Annotated in this window: 16 protein-coding genes and 1 tRNA gene; 3 read left to right on the forward strand and 14 right to left on the reverse strand. The window is 71.4% G+C overall.

Annotated features, from left to right (window positions below; all coding sequences use genetic code 11):
* Window positions 1-53 precede the first annotated feature (53 nt).
* From AB0B55_RS13895 to AB0B55_RS13925, 7 genes are all read right to left on the reverse strand, one after another.
* The gene (locus tag AB0B55_RS13895) at window positions 54-884 is read right to left on the reverse strand and encodes an inositol monophosphatase family protein (RefSeq protein WP_357124581.1); all 831 of its coding nucleotides are present in this window, start codon (window positions 882-884) and stop codon (window positions 54-56) included.
* A gap of 134 nt (window positions 885-1,018) precedes the next feature.
* On the reverse strand, window positions 1,019-1,609 hold the full coding sequence (gene pth / locus AB0B55_RS13900) for an aminoacyl-tRNA hydrolase (RefSeq protein ID WP_357124578.1): 591 nt from the start codon (window positions 1,607-1,609) through the stop codon (window positions 1,019-1,021).
* A 91-nt stretch (window positions 1,610-1,700) separates the two neighbouring features.
* Entirely contained in the window at window positions 1,701-2,399 is a 699-nt protein-coding gene (locus tag AB0B55_RS13905; RefSeq protein WP_357124575.1) for a 50S ribosomal protein L25/general stress protein Ctc, read from the reverse strand.
* Window positions 2,400-2,710: 311 nt separating this feature from the next.
* Window positions 2,711-3,691, reverse strand: a complete 981-nt coding sequence (locus tag AB0B55_RS13910; protein ID WP_355048964.1) for a ribose-phosphate diphosphokinase — start codon at window positions 3,689-3,691, stop codon at window positions 2,711-2,713.
* A 57-nt stretch (window positions 3,692-3,748) separates the two neighbouring features.
* The gene (glmU, locus tag AB0B55_RS13915) at window positions 3,749-5,308 is read right to left on the reverse strand and encodes a bifunctional UDP-N-acetylglucosamine diphosphorylase/glucosamine-1-phosphate N-acetyltransferase GlmU (RefSeq protein ID WP_357171844.1); all 1,560 of its coding nucleotides are present in this window, start codon (window positions 5,306-5,308) and stop codon (window positions 3,749-3,751) included.
* Window positions 5,309-5,418: 110 nt separating this feature from the next.
* Window positions 5,419-5,490, reverse strand: a tRNA-Gln gene (locus tag AB0B55_RS13920).
* Between the two features lie 52 nt (window positions 5,491-5,542).
* A complete protein-coding gene (locus AB0B55_RS13925; RefSeq protein WP_357171845.1) occupies window positions 5,543-5,764 on the reverse strand; it encodes a hypothetical protein in 222 nt (73 codons plus the stop codon).
* A gap of 126 nt (window positions 5,765-5,890) precedes the next feature.
* On the opposite strand from AB0B55_RS13925, the gene AB0B55_RS13930 reads away from it, so the two are divergent.
* Together AB0B55_RS13930 and AB0B55_RS13935 are read left to right on the forward strand one after the other, a co-directional pair.
* A complete protein-coding gene (locus AB0B55_RS13930) occupies window positions 5,891-6,856 on the forward strand; it encodes an acyl-CoA desaturase (RefSeq protein WP_357124565.1) in 966 nt (321 codons plus the stop codon).
* A gap of 223 nt (window positions 6,857-7,079) precedes the next feature.
* Complete coding sequence (locus AB0B55_RS13935; protein ID WP_357124562.1) at window positions 7,080-7,766, forward strand: TetR/AcrR family transcriptional regulator; 687 nt, start codon at window positions 7,080-7,082, stop codon at window positions 7,764-7,766.
* Window positions 7,767-7,774: 8 nt separating this feature from the next.
* Here AB0B55_RS13935 and AB0B55_RS13940 read toward each other — a convergent pair whose 3' ends face one another.
* From AB0B55_RS13940 to AB0B55_RS13965, 6 genes are all read right to left on the reverse strand, one after another.
* Window positions 7,775-8,251: a DUF4383 domain-containing protein gene (locus tag AB0B55_RS13940; protein WP_357124559.1), complete on the reverse strand. Its 477-nt coding sequence runs from the start codon at window positions 8,249-8,251 to the stop codon at window positions 7,775-7,777.
* A 225-nt stretch (window positions 8,252-8,476) separates the two neighbouring features.
* Window positions 8,477-8,932: a DUF4383 domain-containing protein gene (locus tag AB0B55_RS13945; RefSeq protein ID WP_357124556.1), complete on the reverse strand. Its 456-nt coding sequence runs from the start codon at window positions 8,930-8,932 to the stop codon at window positions 8,477-8,479.
* 103 nt (window positions 8,933-9,035) lie between these two features.
* Entirely contained in the window at window positions 9,036-10,841 is a 1,806-nt protein-coding gene (locus AB0B55_RS13950; protein WP_357124553.1) for an ABC-F family ATP-binding cassette domain-containing protein, read from the reverse strand.
* 107 nt (window positions 10,842-10,948) lie between these two features.
* On the reverse strand, window positions 10,949-11,899 hold the full coding sequence (locus AB0B55_RS13955) for a 4-(cytidine 5'-diphospho)-2-C-methyl-D-erythritol kinase (protein ID WP_357171846.1): 951 nt from the start codon (window positions 11,897-11,899) through the stop codon (window positions 10,949-10,951).
* An 86-nt stretch (window positions 11,900-11,985) separates the two neighbouring features.
* Window positions 11,986-12,855: a 16S rRNA (adenine(1518)-N(6)/adenine(1519)-N(6))-dimethyltransferase RsmA gene (gene rsmA, locus AB0B55_RS13960; protein WP_357171847.1), complete on the reverse strand. Its 870-nt coding sequence runs from the start codon at window positions 12,853-12,855 to the stop codon at window positions 11,986-11,988.
* Window positions 12,849-13,748 (reverse strand): TatD family hydrolase, encoded by a 900-nt coding sequence (locus AB0B55_RS13965; protein ID WP_357124543.1) that lies wholly within the window; start codon window positions 13,746-13,748, stop codon window positions 12,849-12,851. The genes rsmA and AB0B55_RS13965 overlap by 7 nt, the downstream gene beginning before the upstream one ends.
* Window positions 13,749-13,824: 76 nt before the next feature.
* Here AB0B55_RS13965 and AB0B55_RS13970 point away from each other — a divergent pair, with 76 nt between their 5' ends.
* The gene (locus AB0B55_RS13970) at window positions 13,825-15,072 is read left to right on the forward strand and encodes a hypothetical protein (protein WP_357124540.1); all 1,248 of its coding nucleotides are present in this window, start codon (window positions 13,825-13,827) and stop codon (window positions 15,070-15,072) included.
* A 43-nt stretch (window positions 15,073-15,115) separates the two neighbouring features.
* On the opposite strand, the gene metG is transcribed toward AB0B55_RS13970, so the two are convergent.
* Window positions 15,116-16,918 carry a methionine--tRNA ligase gene (gene metG / locus AB0B55_RS13975; protein ID WP_357124537.1) on the reverse strand — a complete coding sequence of 601 codons (1,803 nt, stop codon included), beginning with the start codon at window positions 16,916-16,918 and terminating at the stop codon, window positions 15,116-15,118.
* Window positions 16,919-17,045 lie beyond the last annotated feature (127 nt).

A 17,045-nucleotide genomic window follows, 5' to 3' on the forward strand; every position in this document is an offset into this window, starting at 1 on the left:
CTCATCCGATTTCCAGACCTTTCCGGTCGGACATGTCAAGAAGTGCGCTCAGGCTACCCGGAATGCCTCTGCAGCGCTGCAAGCAACCGGCTGGCGAGATCCTTGCGACAGACCAGCAGGTCCGGCAGGCGCGGATCCGCCTCGTTGTATCGAAGCGCAGAACCGTCGATCCGGGAAGCGTGCAGTCCGGTGGCCGTCGCCACAGCGACCGGCGCCGCCGAGTCCCACTCGTACTGCCCGCCGGCATGGATGTACGCGTCCACCTCGCCGGTCACCACCGCGGCGATCTTCGCCCCGGCGGAACCCATCGGCACCAGGTGCGCGCCCACATCCTCGGCCAGGTCGGTGAGGAACACCGGCGGTCGACTCCGACTCGCCGCCAGCCGGATCTTGCGCTCGCCGGCGGTCGCCGCCTCGACCGTCATCGGCGGGTACGCCGGCGGATAGTCGGTGCCCAGCACCCGGTGCTGCGCCGGCAACCCCACCGCACCGGCGACCAGCCCGTGCGGGCTCGGCGCGCTCCGCGCCCAGAGCGCCACGTGCACCGCCCAGTCCGAGCGGCCCTCCTCGGCGAACTCCCGGGTGCCGTCCAGCGGATCGATGATCCAGACCCGGTCCGCGGTCAGCCGGGACACCGCTCCCGCGTTCACCTCTGCCGCCCAGGCCAACCGCGAGCCCTCGTCCTCCTCGGAGAGCACCGCGTCCCCCGGCCGCCACCGCGCCAACTCCGTGCGGATCAGGTCGTGCGACACCTTGTCCCCGGCCGACTTCAGCGCCCCGGTGTCCGAGAAGCCCAACTCCGTACGCAGGTCCAGCAGCGCCTGACCGGCCCGGGAGGCCAACCACCGGGCGAACGCCCCGTCGATCATCGGAGGACTGCCCATCTGCCCGCTCCCGTCGCCTCGCCGCGGCCGTGCCCGCACGCACCGATCGGCCGCGACCCGCGTCGCCGGTCACGGCACGCCGAAAGGCGCAGACTACCGGCCCGGCGTTTCCAATCCGGTACGCACCGCCCGACTCAACCCCCGTGATACAGGTTCTGGGTCGGCTCCACGCCCTTGACGATCACCGACTCCACCACGTCGGCAGCCCGGTCCACCAGGAAATCGAGCTCCTTGCGCTCCGCCGCGCCGAAATCCGACAGCACGTAGTCCGCCGGATCCTGCCGCCCCGGCGGGCGACCCACCCCGAACCGCACCCGGACGTAGTCCTTGGTGCCCAACGACTTGGACATCGACCGCAGGCCGTTGTGCCCGCCCTCGCCGCCACCGAACTTGATCCGCACCTGGCCGAACTCGATGTCCAGCTCGTCGTGCACCGCGACCACCTGCGCCGGGGGCACCTTGTAGAACTGCGACAGCGCCGCCACCGGCCCACCGGAGAGGTTCATGTACGTCAGTGGCTTCACCAGCACCAGCTTCGGACCACCGAACCCCAGCCGCCCCTCGGCGACCTCGGCCACCGCCCGCTTGTGCCGACCGAACCGCGCGCCGACACGCCCCGCCAGCAGCTCGGCCACCATGAACCCGACATTGTGCCGGTTCCCGGCGTACTCCCGCCCCGGGTTGCCCAGGCCGACCACCAGCCACGGTCCCGCCTCGTCCGTCACGATCCGCCCCTCAAAACGTCTGCGCCGACTCCCGATACACCGACAGGCGCCCCCGAAGCTCGGGGACGCCTGCCAGCAGAGTACGAACCGATCAGGCCTCGGTACGCGCCTCGGTGTTCTCGTCGCCCTCGGCGGCCGGGGCGGAGTCCGCGCCCTCGGAGCCCTCGGTGGTCTCGCCGACCTCGGCCTCGGCCTCGTCGGTGGCCGTCTCGACCTCGGGCAGCGTCGCCTCGAGCTGCTCCGCCGTCGGCGCGGCGGTCACCGAGGCGACCGGCAGCTCCGAGTCGGCGGCCAGCTCCACGCCGGAGGGCAGCTCGACGTCGGCGGCGGTGATCGTGGTGCCCGCCTCGGCGCCCTCGATCGACGCCTCCAGGTGGTCCGGCACCTTGGTGGCGTCGGCGGTCACCGAGAGGGTGTCGTGGTCGTGCACGATCAGGGTGTCCTTCGCGGCCTCACCGGTCAGCTGGACCGGGACCTCGACGGTGACCTTCTCGCCGCGGCGGACCAGCAGCAGGTCCACGTGCTCGAAGGTGTCCTTGATCGGGTCACGCTGGATCGCCTTCGGCAGCGCCAGCACCTGGGTGCCGTCGGTGATGTCGATCGCGAAGAGCTGGTTGGCACCACCCTTGCGGATCGCGGCGGCGAACTCCCGCGACGGCAGCGCGATGTGCTTGGGCTTCTCGCCGTGGCCGTACAGCACGGCGGGCACCTTGCCGGCCCGGCGGGTACGACGGGCACCACCCTTGCCGAACTCGGTGCGGGGCTCGGCGCTGATCTTTACCTCGGACACGGGGAAACTCCTGATGCTTCGCTGCGGCGGCTTGTCGTCTGGCGGTGCTGGGGCGAGGGGCTCGCTGGGGCTCATGCGTCATGAACGACTGCCCGGAGCACCGCGTCGATGACGGTGCCTCCGTGCGGCGCTCTTCAGCGGCCCGCCGGGCACCCTCGCCGTGGCAACCGCACCAGTCTACCCGAGCCAATTCCCAGGTTTCCGGCAGTCCCCGGTCACGGCGCCGGACTGATCCGCCGGCGGTGTTGCCCGCTGGCGGATCAGCCCGTTTCGACCAGTTTGTCAGCTTTGCCCGCCGGACCTGGCCCGGTTCAGCTCAGACCACCGAACAGGGTGGTCACCGAGCCGTCGTCGAACACCTCGCGGATCGCCCGCGCCAGCAGCGGCGCGATCGACAGGACGGTCAACTTGTCGAGCTGCTTCTCGGGCGGCAACGGCAGCGTGTTGGTCACCACGACCTCGCTGATCGGGCTGTTCTTCAACCGCTCCGTGGCGGGGTCGGACAGGAGCGCGTGGGTGGACGCCACCACGATCTCCGCCGCCCCCGACTCCTTGAGGATGTCCGCCGCCTTCGTGATCGTCCCACCCGTGTCGATCATGTCGTCGACGATCAGGCAGACCCGACCCTCCACCTCACCGACCACCCGGTTAGCCACCACCTGGTTCGGCTTCATCGGGTCACGGGTCTTGTGGATGAACGCCAACGGGCAGCCGCCCAGCCGGTCGGTCCACCGCTCGGCCACCCGCACCCGGCCCGAATCCGGCGCCACCACGGTCATCGGCCGACCCGCGTACCTGTGCTCCACGTACTCGGCGAGCACGTCCATCGCGAAGAGGTGATCCACCGGCCCGTCGAAGAAGCCCTGGATCTGCGCGGTGTGCAGGTCGACCGTGAGGATCCGGTTCGCACCGGCGGTCTTCAGCAGGTCCGCCACCAGGCGAGCCGAGATCGGCTCCCGACCACGGTGCTTCTTGTCCTGCCGCGCGTACGGGTAGAACGGCAGCACCACGGTGATCCGCTTCGCCGAACCGCGCTTCAACGCGTCGACCATGATCAGGGTCTCCATGACCCAGGTGTTCACTCCGTGCGTCACGGACTGCACCACGAAGGCGTCCGAACCACGCACCGAATCCTTGAACCGTACGAAGATCTCGCCGTTGGCGAACTCGTACGCGTCAGCCGGCGTCGGTGCCACGCCGAGCACCTCGCCGATCTCCTTGGCCAACTCCGGGAAACCCCGTCCGGAGAAGAGCATCAGGCTCTTGCGGTTTTCGGCGACGATGCTGCCCATGGGCCCGTCTGCTCCCGTTTGTCGGCGGTTCCCGGCCCGGTGGTGGTGGGTCGGGGACTATTCGGTTGCAGTATCTCCCGCGCCGGACGCACCGCCCACCGTCTCGGCCCGCCCGTGCATTGCCTCACTGTCACTTGCGGTCCCGGTCGCCTCCGACGCACCCTTCGCGTCGCCGGATCGCTGCGCACCCTTCGCGTCGCGGGCACGCTGCGCGGCCTCGGCCGCCGCCGTACCGGCCCGCCGCATCACCACCCAGCCCTCGATGTTGCGCTGCCGCGCTCGGGCGACACCCATCGCGCCCGGCGGCACGTCGTCCACGATCACCGAACCGGCCGCCGTGTACGCGCCGTCGCCCACCTCGACCGGCGCCACGAACATGTTGTCCGCGCCGGTCCGGGCGTGGCTGCCGATCACCGTACGGTGCTTGTTGACCCCGTCGTAGTTCACGAAGACCGACGCGGCGCCGATGTTGCTCTGCTCGCCGATCGTCGCGTCACCCACGTAGGTCAGGTGCGGCACCTTCGAGCCCGCCCCGATCTCGGAGTTCTTCACCTCGACGAACGTGCCGACCTTCGCCTTGTCGGCGAGGCGCGCGGCAGGCCGCAGGTACGCGTAGGGCCCGACGCTCGCGCCCGCGCCCACCTCGGCGCCGACCGCGTGGCTGCGCACCACCGACGCGCCCTCGCCGACGATGGTGTCGACCAGCGTGACGTCCGGCCCGACCAGCGCGCCCGCGCCGACCACCGTGGCACCGCGCAGCTGGGTGTTCTGGTCGACCACCGCGTCGCGGTCCAGAGCCACCGTCACGTCGATCCAGGTGGTCACCGGGTCGAGCAGACTCACTCCGGTACGCATCCACGCCTCGTTGACCCGATCGCGCAGCAGCCGGCGCAGCGACGCCAACTCCACCCGGTCGTTGCAGCCCAGCGTCTCGACATGGTCGACGGCCACGTGCACCGCGACCGGCTCGCCGGCCGAGCGGAGCAGGCCGAACACGTCGGTCAGGTACTCCTCGCCCTGGTCGTTGTCCGTGGAGAGCTTGCCCAGGGCGTCACGCAGCCGGACCGCGTCGAAGGCGTAGATGCCGGCGTTGATCTCGCGGATCGCACGCTGCGCCGCGTCGGCGTCGCGCTCCTCGACGATCTGCTCCAGCCGGCCGTCGGCGTCCCGGACGATCCGCCCCAGCCCGGTCGGGTCGGGCACCTCGGCGGCCAGCACGGTGGCCGCCGCGGCGGCCTCCTCGTGCGCGGTCACCAACGCGCCCACCGTCTCCGGGCGCAGCAACGGCACATCTCCGTTGATCACCACGACCGTGCCGGCGCCCTCCGGCACGGCGTCCAACGCGATCCGCACGGCGTGCCCGGTGCCGAGCTGCTCGGCCTGCAGCACGGGCGTGGCGTCGGGGGCGATCTCGGTGAGATGCGCACGAACCTGGTCGGCGCCGTGACCCACCACGACGACGGTCCGGTCGGCGGCCAGCGGCGCTGCCGCGCTCAACACGTGGCCCAGCAGGGTACGACCGAGCAGGGGGTGCAGCACCTTGGGCAGCGTCGACTTCATCCGCTTGCCCTCACCGGCGGCAAGTACGACGACGGTACGAAGGTGGGGCTGGGGCACGACGTGGCTCCCGTCGGGACGGCGGACACTCTCGCGGCCATGCTAACCACGAGGCCCGGCACGGTTCCCTCTTACCCCCAGGAGAACCCAAAGCGGACTTTCAGGGATAGCTCGGCCGCCAGGGTTCGAACCTGAAATACGGGTACCAAAGACCCGGGTGTTGCCAATTACACCACGGCCGATCGCATCGTCAAGAAGGACGACGCGGCAGGATGCGCATCCCGCCGCTACACCTTAACGCCCGACCTCGTCGACGCCAGCACTCATATCCCTCATGATCCCCTCGATCATCCACGACGTTCGGGCACCGCGCCCCCGTCCGCGGCGATGGCGGCCCCCGCTCAGAAGACGTTGGAGACGGTTGCGCCCGATGCCGCGGCGGTTGAAAATCCGCGCGACGGAAAGCTGTTCAACGGGGCGTACGCGAGGCACCTCGACGGCGAGCAGATCGGTCATGACCAGCAGTTTGGTACGGGCGTGCGACGGTTCTTCGAAAGTTCCTCGTGCGATCTACCGGGCCGTAAGTTACGGTGACGTAGGCGTAGGTTAGTGATCTTTTCCCCGTCCCCCCTGCGAGGTGTCATGTCCACCACCGTGCTCGAACCCAACACCACCGGCCCCGGCCCGAAACCGCTCACCGACGGCACCCAGTCCTCCGGGATCCTGGCTGCCCTGTGGGCGTTCGTCGTGATCCCCTTCGTCGCGCTGCTGGTCGCCGTGCCCGTCGCCTGGGGCGGCTGGCTGGGCTGGACGGACGTGATCATCGGCCTGGTCTGGTACGTGGTCTCCGGGCTCGGCATCACGGTGGGTTTCCACCGCTACTTCACGCACGGCTCGTTCAAGGCCAAGCGGTGGCTGCGGGTGACCCTGGCGGTCGCGGGTTCGCTGGCGGTGCAGGGCGAGATCATCCAGTGGGTGGCCGACCACCGGCGGCACCACGCGTTCTCCGATCTGGAGGGTGACCCGCACTCGCCGTGGCGTTTCGGCACGAGCGTCTGGGCGCTGACCCGGGGCCTGTTCCACGCCCACGTGGGCTGGCTGTTCCGCCGCGAGCTGTCCAACCGGGAGCGTTTCGCTCCGGACCTGATCGCCGACCGGGACATCAGCCGGGTGGACCGGCTCTTCCCCGCGCTGGTGGTCATCTCGCTGCTCGGCCCGGCGCTGATCGGGGGCCTGGTGACCTGGTCGTGGCAGGGCGCGCTCACCGCGTTCTTCTGGGCCGGGCTGGTCCGGGTAGGCCTTCTGCACCACGTCACCTGGGCGATCAACTCGGTCTGCCACGTGTACGGCGAGCGTCCGTTCGCGATGCGTCAGGGCGACCGCGCGTCGAACTTCTGGCCGCTGGCGATCCTGTCGTTCGGTGAGAGCTGGCACAACCTGCACCACGCCGACCCGACCAGCGCGCGGCACGGTGTGCTGCGGGGTCAGGTGGACATCTCGGCGCGGGTGATCTGGTTCTTCGAGAAGGTCGGCGCGGCGTCGCAGGTGCGCTGGCCGAAGCCCGAACGCCTCGCGGCCAAGCTCGTGAAGCCGGTCGCACCCCAGTAAACCGGGCGGTGCCACGGCGGGTCGCCTGGCAGGATGGCCGGATGACCGAGCGACGCGGGGGGACCGGACGGCTCGGCGGACGAGGGCCGCGCCCGATCCGGGTACGGTCGCACGGCACGGCAGGGCGGTCGGGGCCGCCCGCCAGTGAGGCGACGACGTGAACGGGCACAGCGGAGACACCATTCCACGGCAGGGCGTGACGGAGCGCCAGCGAGGCGGCGACATGCCCGAGGTGACTGACGAGCCGGCCGGCCGGCGGCCGGCACCGGCCGCGGCGGCGAAACCCAAGTCCACCTCCCGGGTACGGATGTCGGCGGCGCAGCGTAGGGAGCAGTTGATCGCGATCGGCAGGCAGCTGTTCGCCGAGCGCGGTTTCGACGCCACCTCGATCGAGGAGGTGGCGGCCCGCGCCAAGGTCTCCAAGCCGGTGGTCTACGAGCACTTCGGCGGCAAGGAAGGGCTCTACGCGGTCGTGGTCGACCGGGAGGTCCGGGCCCTGCTGGACCGGATCACCACAGCGCTGACGGCGGGGCATCCGCGGGAGTTGTTGGAGCAGGCGGCGATGGCCCTGCTGGGCTACATCGAGGAGGAGACGAGCGGGTTCCGGGTGCTGGTCCGCGAGTCGCCGCTGATGTCCGGCACGGCCACCTTCAGCAGCGTGATGAACGACGTCGCCCACCAGGTCGAGCACATCCTCGGCGCCGAGTTCAAGAGCCGGGGGTACGACCCGAAGCTGGCCGAGCTCTACTCGCAGGCGCTGGTGGGCATGGTCGCGTTGACCGGCCGCTGGTGGCTGGAGGTGCGCAAGCCGCGCAAGGAGACGGTGGCGGCGCACCTGGTCAACATGGCGTGGAACGGGTTGTCGCACCTGGAGGCGAAACCCACGCTGATCACCGCCCGCCGGCACTGACCCCGGTCTCAGCTCCGGTGCGCGTCCGCCACCGGGTGTTTGCGGCGTTCCAACTCCGCCTCGGCGTGCTCCGACGGGCCGACCTTGTCGTAGAGGCCGGTGCCGAGCAGGATCAGACCGAACAGCATCGACACGATCACGGTCGACATCGAGAAGTTGAGGAAGTTCGCGTCGGTCTGCAGCACGGACATCATCAGGATGCTGGTCACCAGGAACACCACCCCGGCGGTGAGGTTCATGTAGTGGCCGAGGTTGGTGCGCCGGGACGCCCCGATGATCAAGACGACTCCGAAGACCACCGAGGCGAGCGAGAAGGCCAGGTTGGTCCGTAGCCCGAGGGCCCAGGTGCTGCTGCGGGCGAAGAGCGGGTCACCGATCGTCTCGGCCACCCCCCAGACGCCGAAGACCAGGATGTACACGCCGATCAGCCCGGAGAGCACCCGGTAGAGCGGCCGTGCCGGATGGTTGACCGGAAAGTGCGGCATACCCGAGACCCCATCCACCTGAGTTCGACCGTTTCAGGAGGATTGTCACCCAGGGCAGACCCGGCTGTCCGAAGAACCAGGAAGCCGGAACGGTCCGCCGAATGGCTGGACCAGGTCAGGTTTTCGCCGGAGCCCGAGCTGCGCAGGGATCAAGCCTGACCGCCCGGAGCAGCTCGGGCTCCGGCGAAAACCCACGGCCGCAACCACGAAAGCGAGCAGAAAGCCTCAGAGAACGAGCCGAGCCTTCTGGAACGCCTCCGCCTCCTCGTCCGTGCCGACCTTGCCGTACATGCCGGCCATGAGCAGCACCAGGGAGGCCGACAGCAGCACCATCACCGTGACGACGCTGAAGTTGAAGAGGTTGGCGTCGGTACGGATGAACGCGAGACCGCCGAGGCCGATCACCATCAGGGCGTACGCGAGCCACTGGTTGACCGCCACGTCGATGTTGCGGCCGAGCGCGGCGCCGACCAGGACGACGAGCCCGAGCAGCACGCTGAGCAGCGAGAAGCCGAGGTTGGTGCCCTGACCGAGGACTCGGGTGTCATCCTGCGCGAGGACCTCGTTGCCGGCGCTCGCGATGATGCCGAGCACACCGAAGACCACCAGGTACAGACCGGTCAGCCCGCCGATCGCCCGGTAGATCGGCCGCGCGGGGTGGTTGATGGGGGTGTGCGCCATGTCTGGGTCTCCAACGCCGTGGGGTGAGGTGTCGCCGATGATTGTCCCGCATGTGCCGGTGTGACGCCGCACACGGCCCCCGCGCCGGCGTGCCCGGGGCAGGTCAGCCCTCGGGCAACTCCTCGGCCAACGTCATCCAGCTCTCCTCGATCCGTTCCCGTTCGGCGCGCAGGTCCTTGAGCTGGGTGTCCAGCTCGGCGACCCGGGCGTAGTCGGTGGCGTCGGCGGCGAGTTGGCCGAGCAGGGTCACCTCGCGCTGGTCGAGCTTGCCGAGTTGCCGTTCGAGGCGGGTGAGCTCCTTGCGGCCCTGGCGTACCTCGGCGGCGGACATGCCGCTCGTGGCCGGGCCGGTGGGCGCGGCGGTCGGGGTGCCGCCCGCCCGGGTGGAGCCGGCCCGCTCGGCGGTCCGGGCGAGGTACTCGTCGACGCCACCGGGCAGGTGCACCAGCCGGCCGTCGCCGAACATCCCGTACGCGGTGTCGGTGACGCGTTCGATCAGGTAGCGGTCGTGGCTGGCCACGATGATCGTGCCCGGCCACGAGTCGAGCAGGTCTTCGAGCGCGGCCAGGGTGTCGGTGTCCAGGTCGTTCGTCGGCTCGTCGAAGAGCAGCACGTTGGGCTCGCCGGCGAGCAGCCGCAGCATCTGCAGACGGCGACGCTCACCGCCGGAGAGGTCGCTGACGGGCGTCCAGAGCCGGCGGTCGTCGAAGCCGAAGACCTCGGCGAGCTGTGCGGCGGAGACCTCACGGTCGCCGAGCTGCACGCGCCGGGCGACCTCCTCGACGGCTTCGAGCACCCGCAGGTGGCCGGGCAGCTCGACGAGTTCCTGGGACAGGAACGCCGGGCGGACAGTGGAGCCGGTGGTGAGGCGGCCGCCGTCGGGCCGGGTGATGCCGGCGAGCATTCGCAGCAGCGTGGTCTTACCGGCGCCGTTGGCGCCGAGGATGGCGATCCGGTCACCGGGGCCGATCAGCCAGGTGGCGTCACGCAGAATCTCCTTCGGGCCGGCGTGCAGCTCGACGTCCGTGAGCTCGTACACCTGCTTTCCGAGGCGGGAGACGGCCATGCGCTGCAACGACATGGTGTCGCGGGCCGGCGGCACGTCGGCGATCAGCGCGTTGGCCGCGTCGATGCGGAACTGCGGCTTGGAGGTGCGGGCGGGTGGGCCACGCCGCAGCCAGGCGATCTCCTTACGGAGCAGGTTCTGCCGGCGGGCCTCCACGGCGGCGGCGACGCGTTCCCGCTCCACGCGGGCGAGGGTCCAGGCGGCGAAGCCACCCTCGTATGCGCGGACGGTCTGGTCGGCGACCTCCCAGGTGGTGGTGCAGACTGCGTCCAGGAACCACCGGTCGTGGGTGACCACGACGAGGGCGCCCTTGCGGCCGACCAGGTGCCGGGCCAGCCAGTCGACACCGCCGACGTCGAGGTGGTTGGTGGGCTCGTCGAGGATCAGCAGGTCCGAGTCGCGCACGAGCAGCGCGGCGAGCGCCACCCGCCGCCGTTCGCCACCGGACATCGGGCCGACCGGCTGGTCGAGGCCGAGGTGCGGCATGCCGAGGCCGTCCAGGATGTTGCGGACACCGGCGTCGCCGGCCCACTCGTGCTCGGCGCCCATGCCCTCGCCCAGCCAGGCGGTGCCGAGCACCACGTCCCGGACGGTGGCCTCGGGGGCGAGGGTGAGCTGCTGCGGCAGCCAGAGCACGCGCAGGTCGCGACGGTGGGTGACCCGACCGTCGTCGGGGTCCTCCTGCTTGGTGAGGAGCCGCAGCAGGGTGGACTTGCCGGCGCCGTTGAGGCCGACCACACCGATCCGGTCGGCGTCGTCCAGGCCGAGCGAGACGTCCGTGAGCAGCCGCCCGGCGGCGCCGTACCCCTTGGACACCCGGTCCAGATTGACGATGTTGGCCACGTTCCACCCTTCAAGATCAAGGCGTCCGGGTGCCGGCGGGCACCTCGGGACGCCTGACCCAAGGGTACGCGGACGTCCCGGCCGGCCGCGCCGGCCGGGGAGCACCGTCAGACGACGCGCGCGCCCGCCACCGGGCCGTGTGCGACCCGCGCCTCCCGGCACACGCCGGCGCTGGTCAGCTCGGCGGCGATCCGTTCGGCGTCGGCGGCGTCGGTGGCGAGGAAGACGCAGGTGGGGCCCGAGCCGGAGACGATGCCGGTGAGCGCGCCGGCAGCCTCGCCGGCCTTCAGGGTGTCGGTCAGCGCGGGGCGCATCGCGAGCGCCGCGTCCTGGAGGTCGTTGCCGAGCGTACGGGCGAGAACCCGGGGGTCGCGCTGGCGCAGCGCGCCGAACAGGGCGTCGGTGCTGCCCAGCGGCGTGCTGGCGGTGCCGGAATCGCGCAGCCGGTCCAGCTCACGGTACGCGGCCGGCGTGGACAGACCGCCGTCGGCGATCGCCACCACCCAGTGCCAGGACATCGGCCGGACCAGTACCGGGCTGACCGCCTCGCCGCGTCCGGTGCCCAGCGCGGTGCCCCCGTAGACGAGAAACGGCACGTCCGAGCCGAGGTCGGCGGCGATCCCGGCCAGCTCGTCGCGGGACAACCCGGTGCCCCAGAGCGTGTCGCAGGCCACCAGCGCGGCGGCCGCGTCGGCGCTGCCGCCGGCCAGCCCACCGGCGAGGGGGATCTGCTTACGCAGGTGCAGCCGGGCGTGCGGCAGGACACCGGCGTAGCCGGCCAGGGCGTGTGCCGCCCGGATCACCAGGTTGGAGTCGTCCAGGGCAAGCTCACCGGTGCCCTCGCCCTCCATCGTGAGGGCGAGGGTGTCGCCGCGGCGGGCGGTCAGCTCGTCGTAGATGGAGATCGCGTGGTAGACGGTGTTCAGCTCGTGGTAACCGTCGCGGCGCAGCGGCCCCACCCCGAGGTGCAGGTTGACCTTCGCGGGCACCCGCACCCGTACCGGGCCGATGGCCCCGCGCCGCTCGTCCTCGTCGTCCGGTCGCCAGGCCTCGGTCACGGGGCGAGGTCCCGCACGCGCAGGCGGATGTCGAACGGCTTGGCCACGATCAGCTCCTCGGCGTCCTGGGCGGGCACGGCGCCAGCCTACTTCGCGGCCGGCGTACCGGCCGGAGCCGACGCGGCGATGGCCGCGAACTGCTCCACGGTCAGCGACTCGCCGCGGGTGCCCGGGTCGACGCCGGCGGCGGTGAGGGCGGCCTCGGCCCGGTCCGGGCCGCCGGCCCAGCCGGCGAGCGCCGCGCGCAGGGTCTTGCGGCGTTGCGCGAACGCCGCGTCCACCACGGCGAAGACCCGCTTCCGGGGTACGTCGGGTCGGGGCGGCTCGTGACAGGTGAAGGCGACCAGACCGGAGTCGACGTTGGGGACCGGCCAGAACACGTTCGGCGGCACCCGCCCGGCGCTGCGGGCGTCGGCGTACCAGGCGAGCTTGACCGACGGGATGCCGTACACCTTGGAGCCGGGACCGGCGACGAGCCGGTCGGCGACCTCCTTCTGCACCATCACCAGACCGTGCCGCAGGCTGGGCAGCTCGGCGAGCAGGTGCAGCACCACGGGCACGGCGACGTTGTACGGCAGGTTCGCGACCAGCGCCGTCGGCGGCGGACCGCCCAGCTCGGCGGCGGTGACGCGCAGCGCGTCGGCGCGGTGCACGGTGAGTCGGTCGGCGTCCGCTCCGGCGTGCCGCGCGGCGGTCTCCGGTAGCGCGACCGCGAGCGTGGGATCGATCTCCACGGCGTGCACATGCCCGGCGACCGGCAGCAGTCCCAGGGTGAGCGAGCCGAGGCCGGGGCCGACCTCCAGCGCCACATCGTCGGGCGTCAGGCCGGCGGCGGTGACGATCCGCCGGACGGTGTTCGGGTCGTGCACGAAGTTCTGGCCCAGCTTCTTGGTGGGCGCGACGCCGAGCCGGCTGGCGAGTTCCCGGATCTCCGCCGGGCCGAGCAGGCTCACCACGGGCCGAAGGCCCGGTCACCGTTGGCGGAGATGGCCGTGCACAGCTCGTCCAGGTCGCTGCCGGTGGTCGCGGCGAGGGCGCGGACGGTCAGCGGGATCAGGTACGACGCGTTCGGCCGGCCCCGGTGCGGCGTCGGGGTGAGGTAGGGGGCGTCGGTCTCCACCAGGATCTGGTCCAGCGGTGTGAGCGCGGCGGCCTCGCGCAGGGCGGTGGCGCTGCCGAAGGTGACGGTGCCGGCGAAGCTGAGCAGGTAGCCCCGGCGCACACACTCGCGGGCGAACTCGGCGTCGCCGGAGAAGCAGTGCAGCACCACCGTCTCCGGTGCGCCCGCGTCGTCGAGAATTCGCAGCACGTCCGCGTGGGCGTCCCGGTCGTGGATGACGAGCGTCTTGCCGTACCGCTTGGCGATGGCGATGTGCGCCCGGAAGCTCTCCTCCTGCGCGGCCCGCCCCTCGTCGCCGGTGCGGAAGAAGTCCATCCCGGTCTCGCCGATTCCCCGGACCCGGTCGCGGGCGGCCAACGACTCGATCTCCCGCAGCGCCTCGTCGAGGTCCCCCAGCCGGGGCGCCTCGTTGGGGTGCAGCGCCACGGTGGCCAGCACGGCCCGATGCCGGTCGGCGATGTCCGCGCCCCAGCGCGAGGACGCGACGTCCACGCCCACCTGGACCAGCCGGTCCACGCCCACCTTGGCGGCCACCGTGATCGCCGTGGCGACCGGGTCGTCGGACGGCCCGCCGCCCGGTACGCCGGCCTCGCTGACGGTGATGTCCAGGTGGGTGTGGCTGTCCAGCACCGGCCGGGGCAGCGGCTCGGGGGCGGGCGGGAACTCTCCGGCCCGCCGGGCGGCACGCTCGCGGCGGGTTTCAGTCGGCTCGCTCATCAGCGACAGCATCACACACCGGCGTCGTCCATCCGCCCGCCACCCGGCGTTCACCTCGACTACGCCGCGCGACTCTACCGTCGCGGCAATGACGGTCACACCTCACGCGAGCGACGCGGCCGGCGAGCGGATCGGCCTGCGGGTGGCGTTCGGCGGGGACGTGTACCCCGCCGAGGAGATCGCCCGGGGCGCCGCGTACGAGCTGTTCAGCGCCGAGGAGGTGGCCGGCTTCGAACGGGCGCCCCGACCGGGCAGCGCCCTGCCGTGGCATCGGTTCGTGCACGTCACCGAGGTGAACGCGGTGCACGGGGCAGTCGAGGCGGCCGAGGAGCCGGAGACGCCGCTGATGCTGCCGGCGCACCGGGAGCACGGTTGGTCGCACGTACACCAGCTCAGCCAGCAGCCGTCCGCGGCGGGTGACCCGGTGGTGGCCGCGGTGCGCGCCTCGGCGGTGGTGCGGCGCGGAACCCGGATGGTGAAGATGCTCTCCGCACGGCAGCTCGCCGGGTACGTGCGGGGCTGGCTGCCGCACGGCTTCTGCTATCGGGAGCACGACGTGGCGCACCTGCGCACGCCGGCGACGACCGCCGTGCTGCGCACCGACGGGGACGTCGGGCGGGACGGATCGGACGTGGCGTACGCGCTGCGCTGGCGGGCGGCCGACCCGGGCGACTACGACGTGCCGGTGGGCGAGGCGCACCGGGGCCTGACCGCGCTCAGCTCCCGGGACCGGGTGGGCCCCTCGGTGCTGGGCACCGGTTTCGCGCCGAGCAACGGTCAGCTCATCCCGGAGTTCGTGACCCGGGACTTCGCCGACCTGCCGATGCCGGCGAACGCGACGCTGCTGGCGTACACCGCCGAGGGGATGGAGGTGGTGCTCTACAGCTACCAGGCCGAGCAGCGCGCGTGGTTGCGGATGGTCGGCCCGCAGTGGCGGCACCTGCTGGCCGCGGTCCCGGGCCTCTCCCCCGACCAGGAGTTCGTGCCGACCGGCGACGCCCCGCGCTCCACCCAGCTCGTCGGCCGCTACGGCGACACGGAGTACGAGGCGGTGGCCGACCTGCCCGGAGGTTTCCGGGTGCTGGCGATGACCCGGGCGGCCCGCTACCCGGTGGAGGCGGTGGCCCGCCGGCTCCGGTTCGCCACCTGGCGGGGCGTGCCGTGCCTGGTGCTGCGCGAGGAGGCCGGCTGGCTGCGGTTACGGCTGCGCCACCCCGACCCGGAGGCAGTGGTCAACACCGGCGCGCAGTGCCACGACCGGGGCGTCTACGAGACCTGGGCGCCGGGCGTCGAGGTCACCGAGGACCAGGTCATGGACACCCGGTACGCGCTCTGACGACACGCGGCGGCCGGACGTGCCGCCGCGTGCCGCCAAACGCTCAGCCGACCAGGCGGGCCAGTTCCTCGTCGACGATCGACGGGTCGAGCTTGCGGAACACCGGCGTCGGCGCGGTCAGCGGCCGGCCGGTCTCGATCGGCACCGACTCCCAGCGCGCGCCCACCGTGTAGTCCCCGGTGAGCACCGGGTACGACGGACCCCCGTCCAGGTCGTCGACCTGCTCGATGACGGGCATCGGCGCGTGTACGTCGGTGCCGCCGAGCAGCTCGTACACCTTCTGCGCGGAGTGCGGCAGGAACGGGGTGAGCAGCGTGTTGGCGTCGCTGACCACCTGGAGGGCGACGTGCAGGATGGTGCCCTGGCGGGGCTTGTCGGCCTCGGCCTTGAGCTTCCACGGCGCCTGCTCGGAGAGGTACTTGTTCGCCTCGGCGACCACCCGCATGGCCTCACCGATGGCCTGCTTCTGCCGGTGCCGGCCAATCAGGTCACCGACCGTGTCGAAGCCGGTCCGGGCGACGGCGAGCAGCGCCTCGTCGGCCTCCGTGAGCCCGGCCGGGTCGACCGGCGGGATGGCCCCGAAGTTCTTCGCCGCCATCGAGACGCACCGGTTGACCAGGTTGCCCCAGCCGGCGACCAGCTCGTCGTTGTTGCGGCGCAGGAACTCCGCCCAGGTGAAGTCGGTGTCGTTACTCTCCGGGCCGGCGGCGGCGATGAAGTAGCGCAGCGCGTCGGCGTCGTAGCGCTCCAGGAAGTCCCGGACGTAGATGACCACCTTGCGGGACGAGGAGAACTTGCGCCCCTCCATGGTCAGGTACTCGCTGGAGACCACCTCGGTGGGCAGGTTCAGCCGGCCCAGCTCGCCCGGCTCACCGTCGCGGGAGCCCGCACCGGAGTAGCCGGAGAGCAGCGCCGGCCAGATCACCGAGTGGAAGACGATGTTGTCCTTGCCCATGAAGTAGTAGGACTGGGAGTCCTTCCCCTGGCCGTCGGCGGACCACCACTTCCGCCACGCCTCCGGGTCGCCGGAGCGGCGGGCCCACTCGATCGAGGCCGACAGGTAGCCGATCACCGCGTCGAACCAGACGTAGATCCGCTTGTCGGGGCGGTCGCGCCAGTCGTCGAGCGGGATCGGCACACCCCACTCCAGGTCGCGGGTGATCGCCCGGGGCTGGAGGTCGTCGAGCAGGTTGCGGGAGAACCGCAGCACGTTGGGCCGCCACCCCTGGCGGGTGTCCAGCCACTGCCGCAGCACGTCGGCCAGGGCGGGCAGGTCCAGGAAGAAGTGCTCGGTCTCGACGAACTTCGGGGTCTCGCCGTTGATCCGCGACTTCGGGTCGATCAGGTCGATCGGGTCGAGCTGGTTGCCGCAGTTGTCGCACTGGTCGCCGCGGGCGCTGTCGTAGCCGCAGATCGGGCAGGTGCCCTCGATGTACCGGTCGGGCAGGGTGCGCCCGGTGGACGGCGAGATCGCGCCCATGGTCGTCTTGGGCACGATGTAGCCGTTGCGGTACATCCCCTCGAACAACTCCTGCACCACGGCGTAGTGGTTGCGGGTGGTGGTGCGGGTGAACAGGTCGTAGGAGAGGCCGAGGCCGTGCAGGTCCTCCACGATCACCCTGTTGTACCGGTCGGCCAGTTCGCGCGGGGTGACTCCGTCGGCGTCGGCCTGCACCTGGATGGGGGTGCCGTGCTCGTCGGTGCCGGAGACCATGAGCACGTCGTGGCCGGCCATCCGCATGTACCGGGCGAAGACGTCGGAGGGAACGCCGAAACCGGAGACGTGGCCGATGTGGCGGGGGCCGTTGGCGTACGGCCAGGCCACTGCCGCGAGAACGTGACTCATGAGCAGCAAGCCTAGTGACCCGTCCGGCGGGCCCGCGAACCAATAGGGGGTGACGGGTCGACGGACCGGGCTGAGCCCCTCGGCCTTTGGTCCGATTTGTCGCCGACACGCGGTCCAGCTGCCCGTT

Source organism: Micromonospora sp. NPDC049107 (assembly GCF_040648595.1).
In the GTDB taxonomy this organism is placed as follows: Bacteria; Actinomycetota; Actinomycetes; order Mycobacteriales; family Micromonosporaceae; genus Micromonospora.

Excerpts from the sequence above, each read along its gene's own strand:
- AB0B55_RS13945 (WP_357124556.1), bottom strand. The coding sequence starts at position 8,932 with ATGGCGCACACCCCCATCAACCACCCCGCGCGGCCGATCTACCGGGCG.
- AB0B55_RS13965 (WP_357124543.1), bottom strand. The coding sequence starts at position 13,748 with ATGCTGTCGCTGATGAGCGAGCCGACTGAAACCCGCCGCGAGCGTGCC.
- metG (WP_357124537.1), bottom strand. The coding sequence starts at position 16,918 with ATGAGTCACGTTCTCGCGGCAGTGGCCTGGCCGTACGCCAACGGCCCC.
- AB0B55_RS13940 (WP_357124559.1), bottom strand. The coding sequence starts at position 8,251 with ATGCCGCACTTTCCGGTCAACCATCCGGCACGGCCGCTCTACCGGGTG.
- AB0B55_RS13970 (WP_357124540.1), top strand. The coding sequence starts at position 13,825 with ATGACGGTCACACCTCACGCGAGCGACGCGGCCGGCGAGCGGATCGGC.
- AB0B55_RS13910 (WP_355048964.1), bottom strand. The coding sequence starts at position 3,691 with ATGGGCAGCATCGTCGCCGAAAACCGCAAGAGCCTGATGCTCTTCTCC.
- AB0B55_RS13925 (WP_357171845.1), bottom strand. The coding sequence starts at position 5,764 with ATGACCGATCTGCTCGCCGTCGAGGTGCCTCGCGTACGCCCCGTTGAA.
- AB0B55_RS13930 (WP_357124565.1), top strand. The coding sequence starts at position 5,891 with ATGTCCACCACCGTGCTCGAACCCAACACCACCGGCCCCGGCCCGAAA.
- AB0B55_RS13935 (WP_357124562.1), top strand. The coding sequence starts at position 7,080 with ATGCCCGAGGTGACTGACGAGCCGGCCGGCCGGCGGCCGGCACCGGCC.
- AB0B55_RS13895 (WP_357124581.1), bottom strand. The coding sequence starts at position 884 with ATGGGCAGTCCTCCGATGATCGACGGGGCGTTCGCCCGGTGGTTGGCC.